The organism is Variovorax sp. GW531-E2 (assembly GCF_059423125.1).
The window spans coordinates 63,510-81,399 of sequence record NZ_JBWKXQ010000008.1; the positions used below are offsets into that span (position 1 = coordinate 63,510).

Below are 17,890 nucleotides of genomic sequence, written 5' to 3' on the forward strand. Positions count from 1 at the left end.
TCTCCACCTTGAGGCAGCGCGCAGCGTAGCCGATTTGCATGGCGCTCCGGGAGTGCCAAGCGTCATAGGCCGTCCGTGTTTGAAGCGCGCGTTCGGTCGACGTACGCCGGTCTTCTTACAATCGCTGACGTCGTGCGTGCGCTGCGCAGACCGCCACCAAGACCTCGCCGCCGACCGAATGAAACGCTACTGGGAAATAGACGCCTTGCGCGGGCTGATGCTCGTGCTGATGACCGTCACCCACCTGCCCACGCGGCTGACCGATCCACTGGGCCAGCCTTTCGGCTTCGTGTCGGCCGCCGAGGGCTTCGTGCTGCTGTCGGCCTTCGTGGCGGGGCTGGTCTACAGCCGCATCGGCCACGTGCGCGGCGTCGACTCGATGCGCCAGGCTTTCTGGCGGCGCGTGCTCAAGGTCTACCTGTGCCAGGCAGCGATCCTGCTGTTCCTGTTCACCGTGATCGCCGCGCTCGGCGTGCACATTGACCAGCCGGCGGTCAAGAACCTCGTGTCGTACTACCTGGCCGAGCCGCGCGACGGCTTCCTGTTCGGGCTGCTGCTGATCTACGAGCCGCCGCTGCTGGACATCCTGCCGATGTACATCTTCTTCATGCTCATGAGCCCCTGGGTGCTGGCCTTCGCCATGCGCCACGGCTGGACGCTCGTGATGGTGGCCAGCGCCACGGTCTGGGCGATGGCGCAGTTCGGGCTCAGCGAATGGGTCTACGGGCTGGCGGTGCGCTACCTCGGCGTGCCGGTGCCGTTCCACGAGATGGGCGCCTTCAACACCTACGCTTGGCAGTTCCTGTGGTTCGCCGGCCTGTGCCTGGGCGCCAGCCGCAATGCGCCCGAGGCCCGGCCGCTGCGCTTTCCGGCCTGGCTGCTGGTGCTGGCGGCGGGCATCGCGCTGTACGGTTTCTACTGGCGCCACACCGGCATCAACGGCCAGGCGCCGTTCGGCGGGGATGTGGAAATGAACCTGCTGTTCGACAAGTGGCAGCTCGGCCCGCTGCGCATCGTGAACCTGGTGGCGCTGGGCATCCTGGCGGTGCGCTTCGGGCCCTGGCTCATGCGCAAGATCCCGCGCCTGCACTGGCTCGAGGCCATGGGCTCGGCCTCGCTGCCGGTGTTCTGCGCGCACCTCGTGGCGGTGCTGCTGGTGCTGGCCTTCTATGGCGACAACCAGATGGCGCGGCCCTGGTGGGGCGACGGCCTGCTGCTGGCGGCGGTGTTCGCGGGGATGTACTTCGTGGCGCGCTTCACGCGCGGCGCCGACGTGCCGCCGCCGGCGGATGACGTGCCTTCGGAGCCCGCGCCGGCGTAGGTGTCTGCAGGGAGCGCCGCTCGTTTTTTTGAGAAGAGGGGGAGGGCGATGATCGATTCCGTGCTTTGGAGACGTGCACTGGCGGCCTGCGTGCTGGCGTGGGGTGCGGCGGCGCATTCGGCGCTGCCGGAGGCGGTGCAGCAGGAAGTGCAGCGCTGGCTGAACTGCTACAGCCCGAACTACTCGTCGGCCTGCGAAATCGCACTCGACAGCAGCTCCGCCCTTGGCCGTGTGCGCCGTGGTTCGGCGCTCCTGCTGGGTTCGGAGGTCGATGCCGCGACCCGCGCCCGCGCGATGGAAGACCTTCGCTCGGCGGCGGCAGAGGGCTATCCGCCTGCCTACGAATCCCTAGCGGTTTTTCTCGGGCGTGGCGCCGGCTGGAGCGAGGGCCTGCGCTGGCGCTGGCTCGGGGCCGAGCACGGCGATGCGGACGCGGCGAAACAGCTGAGCGGGCGCATCGGGCTCGATGGGGCGGATCGCCAGTCGGCGGCCGACCGGATGTTCCTGTCGTGGGTCCACTGCCATCCTGCGTCGTTCGAGAGCAGCGGGCCCACGATGTCGGCCTTGAACGATGCGCGCAAGGCCTCGCCGGGCGCCGACCTGACGCAGGTGATCGCCCAGGTCCACGCGAAGCGGCTCAACGAGGCCAAGGCCAGGGCCGAGAACTTCCTGCACGGCTGCGTGCCGGGCGCCTACTACCTAGCCAGCCTCTCGCCCGACGACCAGGCCTGGGTGCGCAAGACGGTGCGTGCGCGCATGGTGCAGACGCTGAAGAACATCAAGGAGGCGGTGCGCAAGTTCCCCGACCTGGAGCTGCTCACGCTCCCCGAATACCAGGACCTGCTGCCGCCGCCCTGATCAGGGCGCGTTGGTCGGCGCAACTGGCGGCGCAGGCGGCATCGGCAGGTGCGGCGCCACCACCGACTGCCACAGCCGGTAGCCCTCGTCCGTCAGGTGCAGCCGGTCGCCGCGGAACAGTTCGGGGCGCGGGCGGCCGTCCGCACCGAGCATCGGCGTGTGGATGTCGATGTACTCGCTGTTGGGCAGCAGGTTCAGGTAGGCCGAGATCACGTGGTTGGTCTCGCGGATCTGCGGCATCAGCTGCTCGCGCGACGGGCTGGGCTTGACCGAGATGAAGCTGATGCGCACATCGGGCAGCTCGGCGCGCACCGTGTTGGCAAAGCGCGCGAAGCTGTCGAGCACCTGCAGCGGCGTGCGGCCCTCGGCCAGGTCGTTGTCGCCCGCATAGAGCACCACCTGGCGGGGCTTGTAGCGCACCACGAGGTCGCGTGCGAACAGGGCGCAGTCGGCCAGCGTCGAGCCGCCGAAGCCGCGGTTGACGATGCCGCCCGGCACGCGGGAAAAATCCTGCGACAGGCGCGTCCACATGCGCACCGTGGAGCTGCCCACGAACACCACGCCGCCGGGTTGCGGAAAGCGCTCCTGGTCGGCGCGCGCGAAGGCGGCCAGCTCGTTGTGCCAGCGGGCCTTGGCGGCGAGGTAGGCGGAGGCGGTATCGGCGGCCGTGGCGCCGTCGGCTTCGTAGGGGAAGGCGGCGGCCGCGGTCTGGGCCTGGGCGGTGAAGGCGGCGGTTGCCAGCAGCAGGGCGGCGGTGGCCGCCAGCGCGGATTTCATCGAAGGCATCGGAAAGAGAACGGAAGCGGAGAAATTCAGGACAGGGTCAGAGCGTTTTTTCGATCAGCGGGCCATGGAACAGCACCGGCCCGGTCGGGCCGCCCGCGCTCGGCACGCCGCCCTTGGGCTCCAGGCTGATCGCCAGCGCCGGCACGCGCACATCGGATTCCGAGGCGGCCAGCCGCAGCGCCGCTGCATTGTCCAGCACGCCGAGCGAGCGCGGCGCGCCGCCGGGCGGCAGGGCCCACAGCTGCAGCGACTTGTCGGCGCCTTCGCGGAAGTTGCCCACGCGCTGCAGCACGAGCTGCTTCTTCTTCGGGTCGAAGGTCACGAGCATGGAGGCGGCGGCCTTGTCGTCGGACAGCACGGCCACGTACTGCACGGCGGGCGCGTTGATCAGCTGCTCGCGCAGGTTCAGGCCCACGCCCACGGCCAGCACGGCCACGAGCGCGCCGGCCGCGGCCGCGCCGCGCCACAGCGCGAGGCTGCGCAGCCAGCCGCCGGTCGATGCAGACGCAATGGGCGCGGCGTTGTCGCGCTGCCGCTCGAGGGCCTGCTGCGCCTGCTCGGCGTCGATCAGGTTGCGGATGCGGGTCCAGACGGCCGGGTCGGGCGCGACGGGCTGCTGCAGCTCGGTCATGCCGGCCAGCCGGCCCTGCCAGACCAGCGCGGCGGCGCGCACGGGCGCCTGCTCGCGCGCCAGGGTTTCGAAGCGGCGGCGGGCGCCGCCGCGCAGCGTGCCCAGCGCATGGCTGGCGGCCAGCAGTTCGAGCAGTTCGGGGTGGGCAAGGAGGTTCATGGGGCGGGTCTCGTGATCAGGCGAAGCGGCCCATGCAGGTGCGCAGCTTCTCGAGCCCGCGCCGGATCCAGGTCTTCACGGTGCCCAGCGGCAGCTTGAGCTGTTCGGCCAGTTCGCCGTGGCTCATCTCGCGCAGGTAGGCCAGGCTGACCACCTCGCGCTGGCGGCCCTCGAGCTGGCTCAGGCACTGGTGCAGCGCCCAGGCCTGCTCGCTCGCATCGGCCATGTCGGCCGGGTTGGGCGTGTCGGATTCGAAGGTGTCGGCCATCAGCTCGTCGAACTCCTGTGTGAGCTGGGCGCGGTCGGCGGTGCGGCGGCGCAGCAGGTCGAGCGAGCGGCTGCGCACGATGAGCCCCAGCCAGGCCAGCGGCGGACTCAGCGAGGCGCGGTAGTCGCCGGCCACGCGCCAGATGGTGAGGAAGGACTCCTGCAGCACGTCTTCGGCCCACTCGCGCTGGCGCACCACCCGCATCGCCAGCCCCATGAGGCGGGGCGCGGTGCGGTCGTACAGCTGTCGCAGGGCGGCTTCGTCGCGATGGCCGATCCGGTCGATCAGCGCCATCAGTTCGGCGTCGGGGCTGGGTGCGGTCATCGGCGGATTGTGGGGCATCGGTACGCATGTCCGAGGTACGGCCCGGCGGTGCGGGCGGATTCAGCGCGACCGGTCTGAATCCAACAGCCCTCGGGCTGCGTACAGGGGGCAGGGGGGCGTCGACATGCAGAACTCCAGACGGCGGCTCTTTCTTTTTCACCACCGATCCGACACCGAGGAAACGACCATGCACATCCGCACCCTGACCGTCCTGGCTTCCACCACCGCAGCGGCGCTTGGCCTGGCCGCCTGTTCCGGCATGGGCGCCAAGCCCCTGCCGATGTTCTCGCAGGCCAGCCTGCCCGACGCCGTGAAGGTGCCCGCCGGCCACCGCGTGGCCATGGAAACCGTGGGCGCGGGCGACATCACCTACGAATGCCGCGCCAAGGCCAACGCGCCGGGCGAGCACGAGTGGGTCTTCGTCGGCCCCGACGCCAAACTGATGGACCGCGCCGGCAAGCAGGTCGGCAAGTACTACGGCCCGCCCGCCACCTGGGAGAACGCGGACGGCTCGAAGGTCACGGCCACGCAGGTGGCGGTGGCGCCGAACGGCACCGGCAACATTCCCCACCAATTGGTGAAGGCCAACCCCGCCACCGGCATGGGCGCCATGCAGGGCGTGAGCTACATCCAGCGCGTGGCCACGCAGGGCGGCGTGGCCCCCGCCGCCGCCTGCGGCGCCACGAACATGGGCCAGAAACAGGTCGTGAAGTACCAGGCCGACTACATCTTCTACCGCGCCAGCTGACGCGTTAAGCGCCCTCATCCCGCCGCCGTTTGGAAACATTCGGCAACGTATACTGCGCCGCAAAACGGAGCGGGACCGCGTGCGCGCGGGGGCGGGAATGAAGCAAATTGCGATCGTGATCGCGCTCTGCGTGGGCGCGTGGTACTTCTTTATCGGCGGCCGCAAGCTCGACGAGGCCATGGCGCGCGACTACTACCGCAAGGAAGCGCACGCCATCTATTCGCGCGATGCGCAGGCGCTGTGCAAGCAGCTCAGCCGCAAGGCTGTGATCGAGAGCAAGGTCACGATGATGGGCCGCACCGTCGAGAGCAGCCACAACCGCGAGGAAGCCTGCGAGGCGGTCGAGAAGACCTTCGAGCTGTTCCGCACCGTGGGCGACCGCATGGGCGGCATCCTCACCATCGAGTACGAGTACCACATCGATGCCGTCGAGGTGGCCACCGACCGCAAGAGCGCCGTCGTCACGGGCACCAGCGTGCTCAAGATGGGCGAGGCCGCGCTCCAGTACAAGACCAGTTTCAGCCAGCGCCTGGAGCGCGAGCTCGGCCAGATGCGCCTCGTGCATTCCAGCGACGCCACGGTCGTGCGCATGGGCGGCGCGGGCGCCATGAGCCAGAGCGACTTCTTCCGCAAGTAGCCGCAGCATCACAGGCCCCGCCATGATCGACCGCGACTCCCTGCCGCCGCCCCCGCCGTTCTGGCACCGCCTCAACAGCTTCTTCGCCTTTCCGCTCCAGCTGCGGCCACTGGCCTACGGCCTGGTGCTGTCGTTCTGCAGCCTGCTGTTCGAGGCCGTGTTCTTCCTGCCCGATGCGCTGGCCTTCGTCGTCATCGAGGTCGGCATCATCCTGGCGGCCAGCCGCTACGGCTTCAAGGTCATTGCGCTGGGCGCGCGCGGCATCCGCGACTCGGCCGACTTCGGGCGCGAGTCGAGCGACGAGTGGACCTACCTGCCGTGGAAGCTCTTCGCCATCTCGCTGGTGCAGACGATGCTCATCGGCTGGCTCGCCTGGTACGAGCCGGTGCTGGGCACGGTGGGCCTCTTCATCATGTCCTTCACCTTCCCGGCGGCGGTGATCGTGCTGGTGCAGTCGGGCAGCTTCTTCCAGGCCATGAACCCGGGCTACGTGATGGACGCGATGCGCACCATCGGCTGGCCTTATGCGCTGCTGTGCTTCTTCCTGTTCCTGCTGAGCACGGGTGCGCAGGTGGCGATCTCGATGGTGCTGCCTGTGTTCGACGGGCGCGTCGTGCTGCCGATCGTCAACTTCGCGTTCATCTACTTCGGCTGGGTGATGGCCAGCCTCCTGGGCTACGTGATGTACCAGCACCACGACGCCTTCGGCATCGACCTCGTGCCCGGCGCGGGCGCCGACATCGGTGCACCGGTCGACCGCCGCACGCCCGCGCAGATCGCCGCGCAGCGCACCGACGCCGAGGTGGCGCAGTGCATCACCGATGGCGACCTGGCCGCCGCATTGGGCATTGCCTACGAGGCGCAGCGCACCGCCGACGCTGACGACCTGGCCGCGCAGCGCCGCTACCACCGCGTGCTGGCGCTCATGCCCGAGAAGAAGGACACGCTGTTCGACCACGCGCGCCGCTTCATTCCGCTGTTGATGCGGCGCGACCTCGCATCGGACGCGCTGAAGGTCTTCAAGGCCTGCCGCGCCATCGACAAGAGCTTCGTGCTCGACGACCCGGCGATGGTCATCGCGATGGCGCGCGCCGAATGGCGCGGCGGCGACGCGCACGGTACGCTCGCGCTGCTGTCGGGCTTCGACAAGCGCTTTCGCGGCCACGCGGCGATTCCGCAGGCCTACGAGCTCGCGGCCCGCGCGCTGGTGCAGGGGCTGGGGCGAGCGGACATGGCGCAGCCGATCCTCACCACGCTCGAGGCCCGCTACCCCGAGAGCGAGCAGACGCAGGAAGTGCGCTGGCTGCTGCGGCCGGCGGCCTGAGAGAGGGCCGGCCCGCGGATCAGGGCAAAATTCCGCACGCCGCGCCGGCCGGACCTGCGGACCTGCCTCCCATGCCGCCCCTTTCGCCCGAACCGTCTCTTCCTGCTCCCTCTTCGTCTGCATCGCCGGCACGTTCCCGCCGCCGCGCGCTGGTGGCCTGGGCGGCTGCCGTGGCGCTGGCGCTGCTGCTGATCGCCGTGGCCGGCCAGTGGGCGGCGCGGCGCGAGGCGAACTTCCAGGCCGACTCGATCCGCCGCGCCATGGAAGTGCACGTGCTCGGCCTGCGCGACGCCGCTGGCAAGTACGGCTACCTGCCGTTCACCGCCGGCATGCACCCCGACGTGCTGGCCGTGCTGGCCCATCCGCAGGACCCCGCCGCGCGGCAGCGCGCCAACCACCACATCGAGGAAGTGAACCGCCTCGCGGGCTCCGACGCGCTGTACCTCACCGACCCGCAGGGCCTCACGCTGGCCGCGAGCAACTGGGCCACGCCGCAGAGCTTCGTCGGCGAGTCGTATGCCAACCGGCCGTACTTTCTCGATGCGCGGGCCGGGCGGCGCGGCCTGTTCTACGGCGTGGGCCAGACCACGGGCGAGCCGGGGCTGTTCATGTCGGCGCCGGTGCGCGCCGAGGGCGGCGGCGAGGTGCTGGGCGTGGTCACCGTCAAGGTCAGCCTGCGCCAGCTGCACGACGCCTGGGCCTTCGTGCGCGATCCGATCTTGCTGACCGACGCGCGCGGCATCGTGTTCCTGAGCTCGGTGCCGGGCTGGATGTACCAGGCCACGCGGGCGCTGAGCCCCGCCGACCTGGCCGGCATCGAGCACGACCAGCAGTACGGCACGCGCACCCGCTTCGCGCCGCTGCCCTGGCGCGTCGAGCACCTCGAGGGCGCACCGGGCTACCTGGTGCGCACCACGGTCGGCGGCAAGGCGCGCCGTTTTCTTGCGGTGGACGAGCCCTTGCCCGACCTGGGCTGGACCCTGACGGTGATGGCCGACCACGCCGAAGTCACCCGCGCGCGCGAGCGCACCTGGATGCTCGGCCTGCTGGGCGCCGGCGTGCTGCTGCTGGGCGCGCTGTACTGGCGGCTGCGCGAGCGGCGCTTCGCCGAGCAGCGCGACGCGCGGCGCGACCTCGAGCTGCGCGTGCGCGAGCGCACCCACGAGCTGGACCAGGCCCACGCCTTTCGCAAGGCGATGGAAGACTCGCTGCTGGTCGGTATGCGCGCGCGCGACCTGCAGGGCCGCATCATCTACGTCAACCCGGCCTTCTGCGAGATGACCGGCTACGGCGCCGACGAGCTGCTGGGGCGGCTGCCGCCGTACCCCTACTGGCACCCCGACGACGTGACGCAGCACTGGTTCCACTACGAGGCCATGATGAGCGGGCAGCCCGCGCGCTCGGGCTTCGAGTCGCGCCTGCGGCACCGCGACGGGCACGAGGTCATCACCATGGTCTACACCGCACGGCTCATCGACGCCGACGGCCGCCACAGCGGCTGGATGAGTTCGGTGGTCGACATCACCGAGCAGAAGCGCGCCGAGCTGCGCCAGCGCCAGAACGACGAGCAGCTGCAGCACGCGCAGCGCCTGGCCAGCCTGGGCGAGATGGCCTCCACGCTGGCGCACGAACTCAATCAGCCGCTAATGGCACTGAGCAACTTCGCCAGCGCCGCCAAGGCCTTCGCCGCGCAGGGCAACCAGCCGCTGCTGGCCAGCAGCCTCGACGAGACCGTGGCGCAGGCCAAGCGCAGCGCCGAGATCGTGCGGCGCATCCGCGGCTTCGTGCGCCAGCGCACCGCCGGCACCGAGGACTGCGCCGTGGCCGCGCTGGTGGCCAATGCGCTGGCGCTGCTGCAGGGCGAGATGCGCCAGCGGCAGGTGCGCGCCGAGGTGCGCATGCCGCCCGCGCTGCCGCCGGTGCGCGGCGACCGCGTGCTGCTCGAACAGGTGCTGCTGAACCTGCTGTCCAACAGCCTGCAGGCGATGCAGCAGGGCACGCCGCCCGAGCGGCGCGTGGTCGAGGTCGAGGCCGAGCTGCGCGAAGGCCGCGTGCACATCCGCATCGCCGACCACGGCCCGGGCATCGACGCCGCGCTGGCCGAGCAGGTCTTCGCGCCGTTCTTCACCACCAAGGCCGGCGGGCTCGGGCTGGGCCTGAACATCTGCCGGACCATCGTGGAGGCCCACCGCGGCCGCTTGTCGTTCGCCGACCGGCCCGGCGGCGGCACGGTCTTCACCCTCGAATTGGAGGCTTCCCCGTGAACGCACCCTTGCTTGCCAACCACCTGTGTGTCGTCGACGACGACGAGGCCGTGCGCCGCTCTTTGGGCCTGCTGCTGCTGTCGCGCGGCCATGCGGTGCAGGCCTTTGCCTCGGGCGAGGCTTTCCTGGCCGGTGCCGACCTGCAGCGCCCGGGCTGCGCCATCCTCGACTTGCGCATGGAGGGCATGAGCGGGCTGCAGGTGTTCGACGCGCTGCGCGCGCAGGACAGCCCGCTGGTCGTGATCTTCCTGTCCGGGCACGGCGACATCCCGATGGCGGTCGAGGCGGTGCAGAACGGCGCCTTCGGCTGGCTGGAAAAGCCCTGCAACGACGAGCGCCTGCTCGACAGCATCGCCAAGGCATTGCAGAAAGCCGAGGAGATCGCCGTGCGCCGCCAGGCCCGGCAGGCCGCGCAGGCGCTGTGGGCCAAGCTCACGCCGCGCGAGATGCAGGTCGCGCGGCTCGTGGCCGAAGGCCTGCCCAACAAGCGCATCGCGCAGGAACTGGCGCCGCTGGAGCTGCGCACGGTGGAAACGCACCGGGCGCACATGTTCGCGAAGCTGGGCTTTTCGAGCAGCCTGGAGCTGGATCGCTTCCTGCGCGAGCACGGGTTGTAGGTCTGTTCGGGGCGCGTGCCCAGGCCATCGGGTACTTCCCTCCGCGAATGTCCCCCGCCTTCGGCTCCTCCTTGATTTCGCTGCGGGAAGCACCCAGTGTCCTGGGCACGGGAAGCGGCGTCGGTGTGCGGCCGATCAACGACTGCACTGAACACGCTCACGCCGATGGGGTGCCTTGCGCAGCGAAATCAAGGAGGAGGGCGAAGCCCGGGGGACATTCGCGGAGCAAGGTGCCCCGTCGGCGGGAGCGTCGCCCTGAAGGCGCCCGAACCTCCGGCTAGAACTTAGGGTTTACCCCTGCGTACCGGTACGCAGTCCCGCGGCGGGAGCCCTACGGACGACAGCGCGCCCCCGGCGGACCAGACTCCCCGGCACGGCTTTCCGCGGGCTTCGCGGGGGCTGCAGCCAGAGACAAGGACCCCCGCATGACCGCCATTGCCAGCAGCAGCACGAGCGCCGGCGCTTCCAGCCCGGACGCGACCCGCGACACCACCCCCTACACCTTCGAGGAAAAGCGCAAGCGCATCTTCGCCATCTTTGCCGCTTCGTCCGGCAACCTGGTGGAGTGGTTCGACTTCTACGTCTACGCCTTCTGCGCGATCTACTTCGCGCCCTCGTTCTTCCCCAAGTCGGACCCGACGGTCCAGCTGCTGAACACCGCCGGCGTGTTCGCCGCCGGCTTCCTGATGCGTCCGATCGGCGGCTGGCTGTTCGGCCGGCTGGCCGACCGCAAGGGCCGCAAGACGTCGATGGTGACCTCGGTCGTCATGATGTGCGTCGGCTCGCTGGTCATTGCCTGCCTGCCCACCTACGCGCAGATCGGCGCCTGGGCGCCCGCGCTGCTGCTGGCCGCGCGCCTGCTGCAGGGCCTGTCGGTCGGTGGCGAATACGGCACCACCGCCACCTACATGAGCGAAGTGGCCATGCGCGGCCAGCGCGGCTTCTTCTCGTCGTTCCAGTACGTCACGCTGATCGGCGGCCAGCTGCTGGCCGTGGTGGCCGTGGTGGTGCTGCAGCAGCTGCTCACCGAGGCCGAGCTCAAGGCCTGGGGCTGGCGCATTCCCTTCGTGCTGGGCGCCCTGGCCGCTGTCGTGGCGCTGATGCTGCGCCGCACGCTGACCGAAACGGCCAGCACCAAGACCCGCGCCGCCAAGGGCGCCGGCAGCGTCGCCGAGCTGTTCAAGCACCACAAGCGCGCCTTCCTCGTCGTGCTGGGCTACACGGCCGGCGGCTCGCTGATCTTCTACACCTTCACCACCTACATGCAGAAGTACCTGGTGAACTCGGCCGGCATGTCGATCAAGACCGCCAGCAACGTGATGACGGCGTGCCTCTTCCTGTACATGTGCATGCAGCCGCTGTTCGGCGCGCTGTCGGACCGCATCGGCCGTCGCAGCAACATGCTGCTGTTCGGCGCCCTGGGCGCGCTGATGACGGTGCCCGTGCTGAGCAACCTGCAGAACGTGAGCAGTCCGCTGATGGCCGGCGTGCTGATCACGCTGGCGCTGGCGGTGGTGAGCTTCTACACCTCGATCAGCGGCATCGTGAAGGCCGAGATGTTCCCGCCCGAAGTGCGCGCGCTGGGCGTGGGCCTGTCGTACGCGGTGGGCAACGCCATCTTCGGCGGCAGCGCCGAGTACGTGGCGCTGGGCCTGAAGTCGATCGGCCACGAGTCGTACTTCTACTGGTACGTGACGGCGATGATGGGCGTGGCCTTCCTGGTCAGCCTGCTGCTGCCGAAGCAGGCCACTTACCTGCACAACGACAAGTAAGCGCAGCGCCGCTTCATGACCGAACCCGGCCGCGTGCCGGGTTTTTTACGTGCGCTGCAAGGCGCGCGTGACCATGTCGTTGGGCGCCAGCCGCAGCAGGTGCGGCAGCAGGCCCAGGGCGCGATCGCGTTCGCCCGCGTGCAGCAGGCCGTTGGCGCACACCGAGAGCGTGTCGGCCAGCTCGGGGTGGTCGGGCGCGGTCTTCAGCAGGATGCGGCAGAGCTTGTCGGCGTCGCCGAACTGGCGGATGCGCGCGAAGCGGCGCGCCAGCCGGGCCATGTCGTCGGGCTTCAGGCGCACGCCGGGTTTGGCCTGGTCGAGGTAGGTCGTGAAGCTGGCGTGCTGCAGCGCCAGCGTGTCGGCGTCGGTGGCGGGCAAGCGGAAGATGCGGCGCGCGGCCTGGTGGAAGTCGTCGCTCGCGGGCTGCAGGCGCGCGGTGTGGAACCAGGCGCGCAGCGTGTCGGTGTCGCCGGGGCGCAGGGCGGCGGCGGCGCGCCATTCAACGCACGCGGGCTCGAACTTCATGGCCGCCGACAGCTTGCGCGCGGCGGCCACGTGCTGGTCGAAGCGGTGGTCGTCGGTCACCATTTCCGACTTCACGGTCTCGGGCGTCTTCACGCGGCCCAGCCACATGGCGCCAGCCATCAGCGCGGCGCCCGTCAGCAGGCCGCCCAGGTGGGCCATGTAGGCGATGCCCTGGCCGCCGATCCAGTGTTGCACCAGCTCGTTGGCGATCCAGGCCGGCAGCAAGAGCAGGGCGGGCGCGGTGACGTAGTTGAAATAGAAGAACAGCTGGTAGAAAAAGCGGATGCGCCGCAGCCGGTACATCACGGCGTACATGCCCATCAGCGCCGAGATCGCACCCGAGGCCCCCAGCCCGTAGCCGCCCTTGCCGGCATAGGCCCAGCCGGCCAGCAGCGCGGAGCCCACGCCGCCCAGCAGGTAGAAGCTCAGGTAGGTGCCGCGCCCCAGCGCCAGCTCGACCGAGAAGCCGAACAGGAAGAGGAACAGCATGTTGCCCAGCAGGTGGCCCGTGCTGCCGTGCAGGAAGGCGGCGGTGAGCCAGGTCCAGGGCTTGAACTCGGCGTCCTTGCCGTAGTCCTGCGACCAGCGCGCGGTGAACGGCGCGGGCAGCATCGCCTCGTACTGGCGGCGATCGCGCTGCCATTCGTCGAAGCGCGGGTTCGCGGGCGTCACGACCTGGTCGGCGCGCAGTTTCTTCAGGAAAGGCTGGTCGTTCTGCAGGCCTTCGAGCAGCTGCGGGTAGGCCTCTTCATGCGCCAGCATGCGGCGCGCCATCTTGCCGCGCTTGGGGTCGGTCTTTTCGAGCCACTCGACGAAGGGCGGCAGCTCCAGTCCGGGCAGCACGCTCTGCACGTAGAACTGCGCCGCGCGCTCGCGGCCGTTCTCTTCGCTGCGCTGCGGCCCCCAGAACACGAGCACGTTCAGGAGGATCAGCAGCACCGTCATCCACGGCGGGTTGCGCCAGCTCGGCTTGTTTTCGAGCGGGATGGCGTAGAACATGAAGCGCGGCCCTCGGTGGCGTGGCCGCGGGCTTCAGCCCAGGCGCGCGCGGTGGCGGGCGACTTGCGCTTTGACCTGCACGGGCGCGGTGCCGCCCAGCACGTTGCGGGCGTTGAGCGAGCCGCGCAGGCTCAGCACGTCGTAGACGTCTTTTTCGATGTTCGGGTTGAACTGCTGCAGCACGGCCAGCGGCAGCTCCGACAGGTCGACCTGGTGCGAGGTGGCGGCCTTCACGGCGTGGGCCACGGTTTCGTGCGCGTCGCGGAAGGGCAGGCCCTTCTTCACGAGGTAGTCGGCCAGGTCGGTGGCGGTGGCGTAGCCGCGCAGCGCGGCGGCTTCCATGGCCTGCGGCTTCACGGTGATGCCGCCGATCATCTCGGCAAAGATGCGCAGGGTGTCCTTGAGCGTGTCGACGGTGTCGAACAGCGGCTCCTTGTCTTCCTGGTTGTCCTTGTTGTAGGCCAGCGGCTGGCCCTTCATGAGCGTGATCAGCGCCATCAGGTGGCCGACCACGCGGCCGGTCTTGCCGCGCGCCAGCTCGGGCACGTCGGGGTTCTTCTTCTGCGGCATGATCGACGAGCCCGTGGTGAAGCGGTCGGCGATGTTGATGAAGCCGAAGTTCTGGCTCATCCAGATGATGAGTTCTTCGCTCAGGCGGCTCACGTGCACCATGCACAGGCTGGCGGCGGCGGTGAACTCGATCGCGAAGTCGCGGTCGCTCACGGCGTCCAGGCTGTTCTGGCAGACGCTGTCCATCTTCAGGGTGCGCGCCACGAGCTCGCGGTCCAGCGGGTAGCTGGTGCCGGCCAGGGCGGCGGCGCCCAGCGGCAGGCGGTTGACGCGCTTGCGCACCTCGCCCATGCGCTCGGCGTCGCGGCTGAACATTTCCACGTAGGCCAGCATGTGGTGGCCGAAGCTCACGGGCTGGGCCACCTGCAGGTGGGTGAAGCCGGGCAGGATCACCTCGACGTTCTTCTCGGCGATGTCGACCAGCGCCTTCTGCAGCTCGACCAGCAGGTCGCCGATGAGGTCGATTTCGCCGCGCAGCCACAGGCGCACGTCGGTGGCGACCTGGTCGTTGCGGCTGCGGCCGGTGTGCAGGCGCTTGCCGGCGTCGCCCACGAGCTGGGTCAGGCGGGCCTCGATGTTCAGGTGCACGTCCTCGAGGTCGAGCTTCCATTCGAAGCTGCCGGCCTCGATCTCGCCGCGGATCTGCGTCATGCCGCGCTCGATGGCGGCGTGGTCCGTCACGCTGATGATGCCCTGGGCCGCGAGCATGCCGGCGTGCGCCAGCGAGCCCTCGATGTCGGCCTGCCACAGGCGCTTGTCGAAGAAGACGCTGGAGGTGTAGCGCTTCACCAGGTCGCTCATCGGTTCGGAGAACAGGGCCGACCAGGCTTCGGATTTCTTGTCGAGTTGGTTTTGGGTCATGGGAGCCGTCCAGGAAGGCAATAATGGGTTGGTCACCCGATGGATCTGATGTCTGCGATGCGCAACCCGGCGATTTTATCGGCCAGCTCCCCCTCCACGTCCGCTTCGTCCCCGGAACGCGTGCGCGCGCCCGTGCGCGGCGGCCCGGCGCTGTTCGACGCCTGCCAGATCGGCGTGGTGCTGCGCACCGTGGTGTTCGTCGAAGCGGTGGTGGCGGTGGCCACGCTGTTCGTGGTCGGCTCCTTCGGCGAATGGCTGGTGCAGGCGGCCACGGTCACCGGCGGCGCGCTGCCCGCCACGCTGCTGTGGCTGGTGGCGGCCTGCGGGCTCAAGAAGCAGCTGCGGCGCCTGCCGCCCCCGGGCCAGTACGCCGCGGGCGCCGTGCTGGGCGCCGTGGCCTCGCTGTATGGCTGCGGCCTGCTGCGCCTGACCGGCGTGATCGCCAGCGCCCCCTGGCTGGCCAGCGCGCTGGCCGGCGCGCTGTTCGCGGGGCTGGTGATGGCGGCGATGGTGCTGCGCGCGCGCGGCCAGACGCCGGCCGCGACCACGGCCCGGCTCGAAGAGTTGCAGTCGCGCATCCGCCCGCACTTTTTGTTCAACACGCTCAACAGCGCCATCGCGCTGGTGCGCGAGGAACCGGCCAAGGCCGAGACCATGCTGGAAGACCTGGCCGAGCTGTTCCGCCAGGCGCTCACCGTGCCCGGCGAATCGGGCACGCTGGCCGACGAGATCGCGCTGGCCGAGCGCTACCTGGCCATCGAGCAGGTGCGCTTCGGCGAGCGCCTGCGCATCCGCTGGGACCTCGATGCCGCCGCCAGCGACGCGCGGCTGCCGCCGCTCTTGCTGCAGCCGCTGGTCGAGAACGCCATCAAGCACGGCGTGGAGCCCAGCCCCGAGGGCGGCAAGCTGCGCATCCGCACCGAGCGGCGCGGCGGCATGGTCGTGATCGAGGTGGTCAACAGCCTGCCGCCGTTGCGCTGGGCCGACGAGCCGTTGCCGCGCGGCCACGGCATCGCCCTGGACAACGTGCGCGAGCGGCTGCGCCTCTTGCACGACATGCAGATGCAGTTCAGCGCCGGCATGGACCAGAAGAACTACCGCGTACGCATTGCCATCCCCGCCGAATCCTCATGAGCCTCAAGACCCTGATCGTTGACGACGAAGCCCTGGCCCGCTCGCGCCTGCGCACGCTGCTGCGCGACTGCACCTCGCCCGCCGCCGAGGTGGCGGCCGAGGCCGCGCAAGGCGAAGAGGCGCTGGCCCACCTGGCCGCGATGGACCTCGACCTCGTGCTGCTCGACGTGCACATGCCCGGTGTCGACGGCATCGAGGTGGCGCGCGCGCTGCGCAGCCGGCCCGACGCGCCGGCCGTGGTGTTCGTGACGGCGCACGCCAGCCACGCGGTCACGGCCTTCGAGCTGGAGGCGGTCGACTACCTCACCAAGCCCGTGCGCGCCGAGCGGCTGCAGCAGGCGCTGCAGAAGGTCGAACGCTTCCTGAAGGAGCGCCGCGCCGCCCAGCCGGCGGCTGAGGCCACGCCCGAGTGCGTGCTGATCCAGGACCGGGGCCGCGCCGAGCGCGTGCCGCTGTCCGAAGTGCTGTACCTCAAGTCCGAATACAAGTACCTCACGGTGCGCACCGCCACGCGCAGCCACATCCTCGACGGCTCGCTCAACGATTTCGAGGAGCGCTACCCGAACCGCTTCCTGCGCGTGCACCGCAACGCGCTGGTGGCGCGCTCGGCGATCCGCGCACTCGAGCGCTACGACGACGGCGAAGACGCCGATGGCTGGGCGCTGCGGCTGGACTCGGTGCCCGAGCCCGTGGCGGTGTCGCGCCGCCAGCTGGCCGCGGTGCGCGAGATGCTGAAGGAATCGCGATGACCGACGACACCCCGGCCGGCCCGAAACCGGCGCCTGAACGGCCGGTGGCTGCGGATGAGCCGCCGCCTGCGCCCGCACCGGTGCCGGCGCCGCCGGTCGACCCCGTCGAGCCCGCAGCGCCGGTCGAGCCGAGCGCGACCGCCGAAGAGGCGACCTCCGCCCTGCGCAGGCGCTTCGTGCTGCACATGCCGGTCGACGTGCGCAGCGCCTCGCTGGTGGTGCTGGCCGTGCTCGCCAGCGTCTTCGCGCTGCGCTGGGGGCAGGCCGTGTTCGTGCCGCTGATGCTGAGCCTGCTGCTGAACTACGCGCTGTCGCCGCTGGTCGAGCGCCTGCACCGCTGGTACGTGCCGCGCTGGATCGGCGCGGCGGCGATCCTGCTGGGCCTGTTCGGCGGGCTCGGGTGGACCGGCTACTCGCTCTCGGGCAGCGCCTCGCAACTGCTCGATTCGCTGCCGGTCGCCGCGCAGAAGCTCGGCCAGGCCATGCGCCGCGACAAGAACGCCAGCGCCACGCCGCTGGACAGCGTGCAGCAGGCCGCCGCGCAGCTCGAGAAAGCGGCCGAGGAAAACTCCGCGCGCGTCGCTTCGCGCAAGGGCGTGGCGCGCGTCGTGATCGAGCGGCCGGGCTTCAACGTGCGCGACTACCTGCTCAGCGGCACGGTCGGCCTGCTCAACGCCTTGGGGCAGCTCACGCTGGTGGCCTTCCTCACCTACTTCGCGCTGTGTTCGGGCGACACCTTCCGGCGCAAGCTCATCAAGATCACCGGGCCCAGCCTGCAGAAGAAGAAGGTCACGGTGCACGTGCTGGACGACATCACGCGCAACATCGAGCGCTACCTGCTGGTGCAGATCCTGGTGAGCGGGCTGGTGGGGCTGACCACCGGCCTGGCGTTCTGGCTGCTCGGCGTGGAGAACGCGGCCGTGTGGGGAATCATCGCGGCCGTGACCAACCTCATTCCCTACATCGGCTCGGTGATCGTGCTGGTGGCGGCGGGGCTCATGGCCTTCCTGCAGTTCAGCAGCATCGAGATGGCGCTGCTGGTGGGCGGCGTGTCGCTGGCCATCCACACGGTGGTCGGCAACCTGCTGATGCCCTGGCTCACCAGCCGCACCAGCCGCATGAACCCGGTGGCGGTGTTCGTGGGCGTGATCTTCTGGGGCTGGCTGTGGGGCATCTGGGGTCTGCTGCTGGGCATCCCGATCACCATGGTCATCAAGTCGATCTGCGACCGGGTGGAAGACCTGCAGCCGATCGGCGAACTGCTCGGCGAATAAACCGGCCCTTCAATCCCTTCAGGAGGGTGCATCGTCCGATGCTGTAAATTATTGCGAATCAATTCGCAA

Annotated in this window: 16 protein-coding genes; 11 read left to right on the forward strand and 5 right to left on the reverse strand. The window is 69.8% G+C overall.

Translation table 11 applies throughout. From position 1 onward, the window contains the following. Positions 1 to 178: 178 nt before the first annotated feature. Positions 179 to 1,321 (forward strand): OpgC domain-containing protein, encoded by a 1,143-nt coding sequence (gene opgC / locus AC07XP_RS07740; RefSeq protein ID WP_062474337.1) that lies wholly within the window; start codon positions 179 to 181, stop codon positions 1,319 to 1,321. Between the two features lie 48 nt (positions 1,322 to 1,369). After that, the gene (locus tag AC07XP_RS07745; RefSeq protein ID WP_495264284.1) at positions 1,370 to 2,179 is read left to right on the forward strand and encodes a hypothetical protein; all 810 of its coding nucleotides are present in this window, start codon (positions 1,370 to 1,372) and stop codon (positions 2,177 to 2,179) included. Here AC07XP_RS07745 and AC07XP_RS07750 read toward each other — a convergent pair whose 3' ends face one another. The 3 genes from AC07XP_RS07750 to AC07XP_RS07760 are packed head-to-tail and all read right to left on the reverse strand — an operon-like array spanning position 2,180 to position 4,347. Beyond that, on the reverse strand, positions 2,180 to 2,956 hold the full coding sequence (locus AC07XP_RS07750) for an SGNH/GDSL hydrolase family protein (RefSeq protein ID WP_495264285.1): 777 nt from the start codon (positions 2,954 to 2,956) through the stop codon (positions 2,180 to 2,182). A 46-nt stretch (positions 2,957 to 3,002) separates the two neighbouring features. Then, the gene (locus AC07XP_RS07755) at positions 3,003 to 3,755 is read right to left on the reverse strand and encodes an anti-sigma factor (protein ID WP_495264286.1); all 753 of its coding nucleotides are present in this window, start codon (positions 3,753 to 3,755) and stop codon (positions 3,003 to 3,005) included. Positions 3,756 to 3,771: 16 nt separating this feature from the next. Beyond that, entirely contained in the window at positions 3,772 to 4,347 is a 576-nt protein-coding gene (locus tag AC07XP_RS07760; protein WP_235944176.1) for an RNA polymerase sigma factor, read from the reverse strand. A 187-nt stretch (positions 4,348 to 4,534) separates the two neighbouring features. On the opposite strand from AC07XP_RS07760, the gene AC07XP_RS07765 reads away from it, so the two are divergent. The 6 genes from AC07XP_RS07765 to AC07XP_RS07790 all read left to right on the forward strand — a co-directional run bounded on the left by AC07XP_RS07765 (position 4,535) and on the right by AC07XP_RS07790 (position 11,709). Then, a complete protein-coding gene (locus AC07XP_RS07765) occupies positions 4,535 to 5,095 on the forward strand; it encodes a DUF3455 domain-containing protein (protein WP_495264287.1) in 561 nt (186 codons plus the stop codon). 97 nt (positions 5,096 to 5,192) lie between these two features. Beyond that, the gene (locus AC07XP_RS07770) at positions 5,193 to 5,732 is read left to right on the forward strand and encodes a hypothetical protein (RefSeq protein WP_354342697.1); all 540 of its coding nucleotides are present in this window, start codon (positions 5,193 to 5,195) and stop codon (positions 5,730 to 5,732) included. Between the two features lie 22 nt (positions 5,733 to 5,754). Then, on the forward strand, positions 5,755 to 7,056 hold the full coding sequence (locus AC07XP_RS07775) for a hypothetical protein (RefSeq protein WP_495264288.1): 1,302 nt from the start codon (positions 5,755 to 5,757) through the stop codon (positions 7,054 to 7,056). 71 nt (positions 7,057 to 7,127) lie between these two features. Continuing rightward, positions 7,128 to 9,320 (forward strand): ATP-binding protein, encoded by a 2,193-nt coding sequence (locus AC07XP_RS07780; protein WP_495264289.1) that lies wholly within the window; start codon positions 7,128 to 7,130, stop codon positions 9,318 to 9,320. Further along, entirely contained in the window at positions 9,317 to 9,937 is a 621-nt protein-coding gene (locus AC07XP_RS07785; protein ID WP_056572153.1) for a response regulator transcription factor, read from the forward strand. The genes AC07XP_RS07780 and AC07XP_RS07785 overlap by 4 nt, the downstream gene beginning before the upstream one ends. 425 nt (positions 9,938 to 10,362) lie before the next feature. Then, entirely contained in the window at positions 10,363 to 11,709 is a 1,347-nt protein-coding gene (locus AC07XP_RS07790; protein ID WP_095949595.1) for an MFS family transporter, read from the forward strand. Between the two features lie 45 nt (positions 11,710 to 11,754). On the opposite strand, the gene AC07XP_RS07795 is transcribed toward AC07XP_RS07790, so the two are convergent. Further along, the gene (locus AC07XP_RS07795) at positions 11,755 to 13,233 is read right to left on the reverse strand and encodes a rhomboid family intramembrane serine protease (RefSeq protein ID WP_495264290.1); all 1,479 of its coding nucleotides are present in this window, start codon (positions 13,231 to 13,233) and stop codon (positions 11,755 to 11,757) included. A gap of 33 nt (positions 13,234 to 13,266) precedes the next feature. After that, the gene (gene argH / locus AC07XP_RS07800; protein WP_495264291.1) at positions 13,267 to 14,664 is read right to left on the reverse strand and encodes an argininosuccinate lyase; all 1,398 of its coding nucleotides are present in this window, start codon (positions 14,662 to 14,664) and stop codon (positions 13,267 to 13,269) included. 57 nt (positions 14,665 to 14,721) lie between these two features. Here argH and AC07XP_RS07805 point away from each other — a divergent pair, with 57 nt between their 5' ends. Genes AC07XP_RS07805 through AC07XP_RS07815 form a run of 3 tightly spaced genes read left to right on the forward strand, consistent with a single transcriptional unit; the run spans position 14,722 to position 17,821 of the window. After that, on the forward strand, positions 14,722 to 15,798 hold the full coding sequence (locus AC07XP_RS07805; RefSeq protein ID WP_495264336.1) for a sensor histidine kinase: 1,077 nt from the start codon (positions 14,722 to 14,724) through the stop codon (positions 15,796 to 15,798). Then, the gene (locus AC07XP_RS07810) at positions 15,795 to 16,547 is read left to right on the forward strand and encodes a LytR/AlgR family response regulator transcription factor (protein WP_495264292.1); all 753 of its coding nucleotides are present in this window, start codon (positions 15,795 to 15,797) and stop codon (positions 16,545 to 16,547) included. Before AC07XP_RS07805 ends, AC07XP_RS07810 begins: the two co-directional genes overlap by 4 nt. Continuing rightward, complete coding sequence (locus AC07XP_RS07815; RefSeq protein WP_062474318.1) at positions 16,544 to 17,821, forward strand: AI-2E family transporter; 1,278 nt, start codon at positions 16,544 to 16,546, stop codon at positions 17,819 to 17,821. Before AC07XP_RS07810 ends, AC07XP_RS07815 begins: the two co-directional genes overlap by 4 nt. Positions 17,822 to 17,890 lie beyond the last annotated feature (69 nt).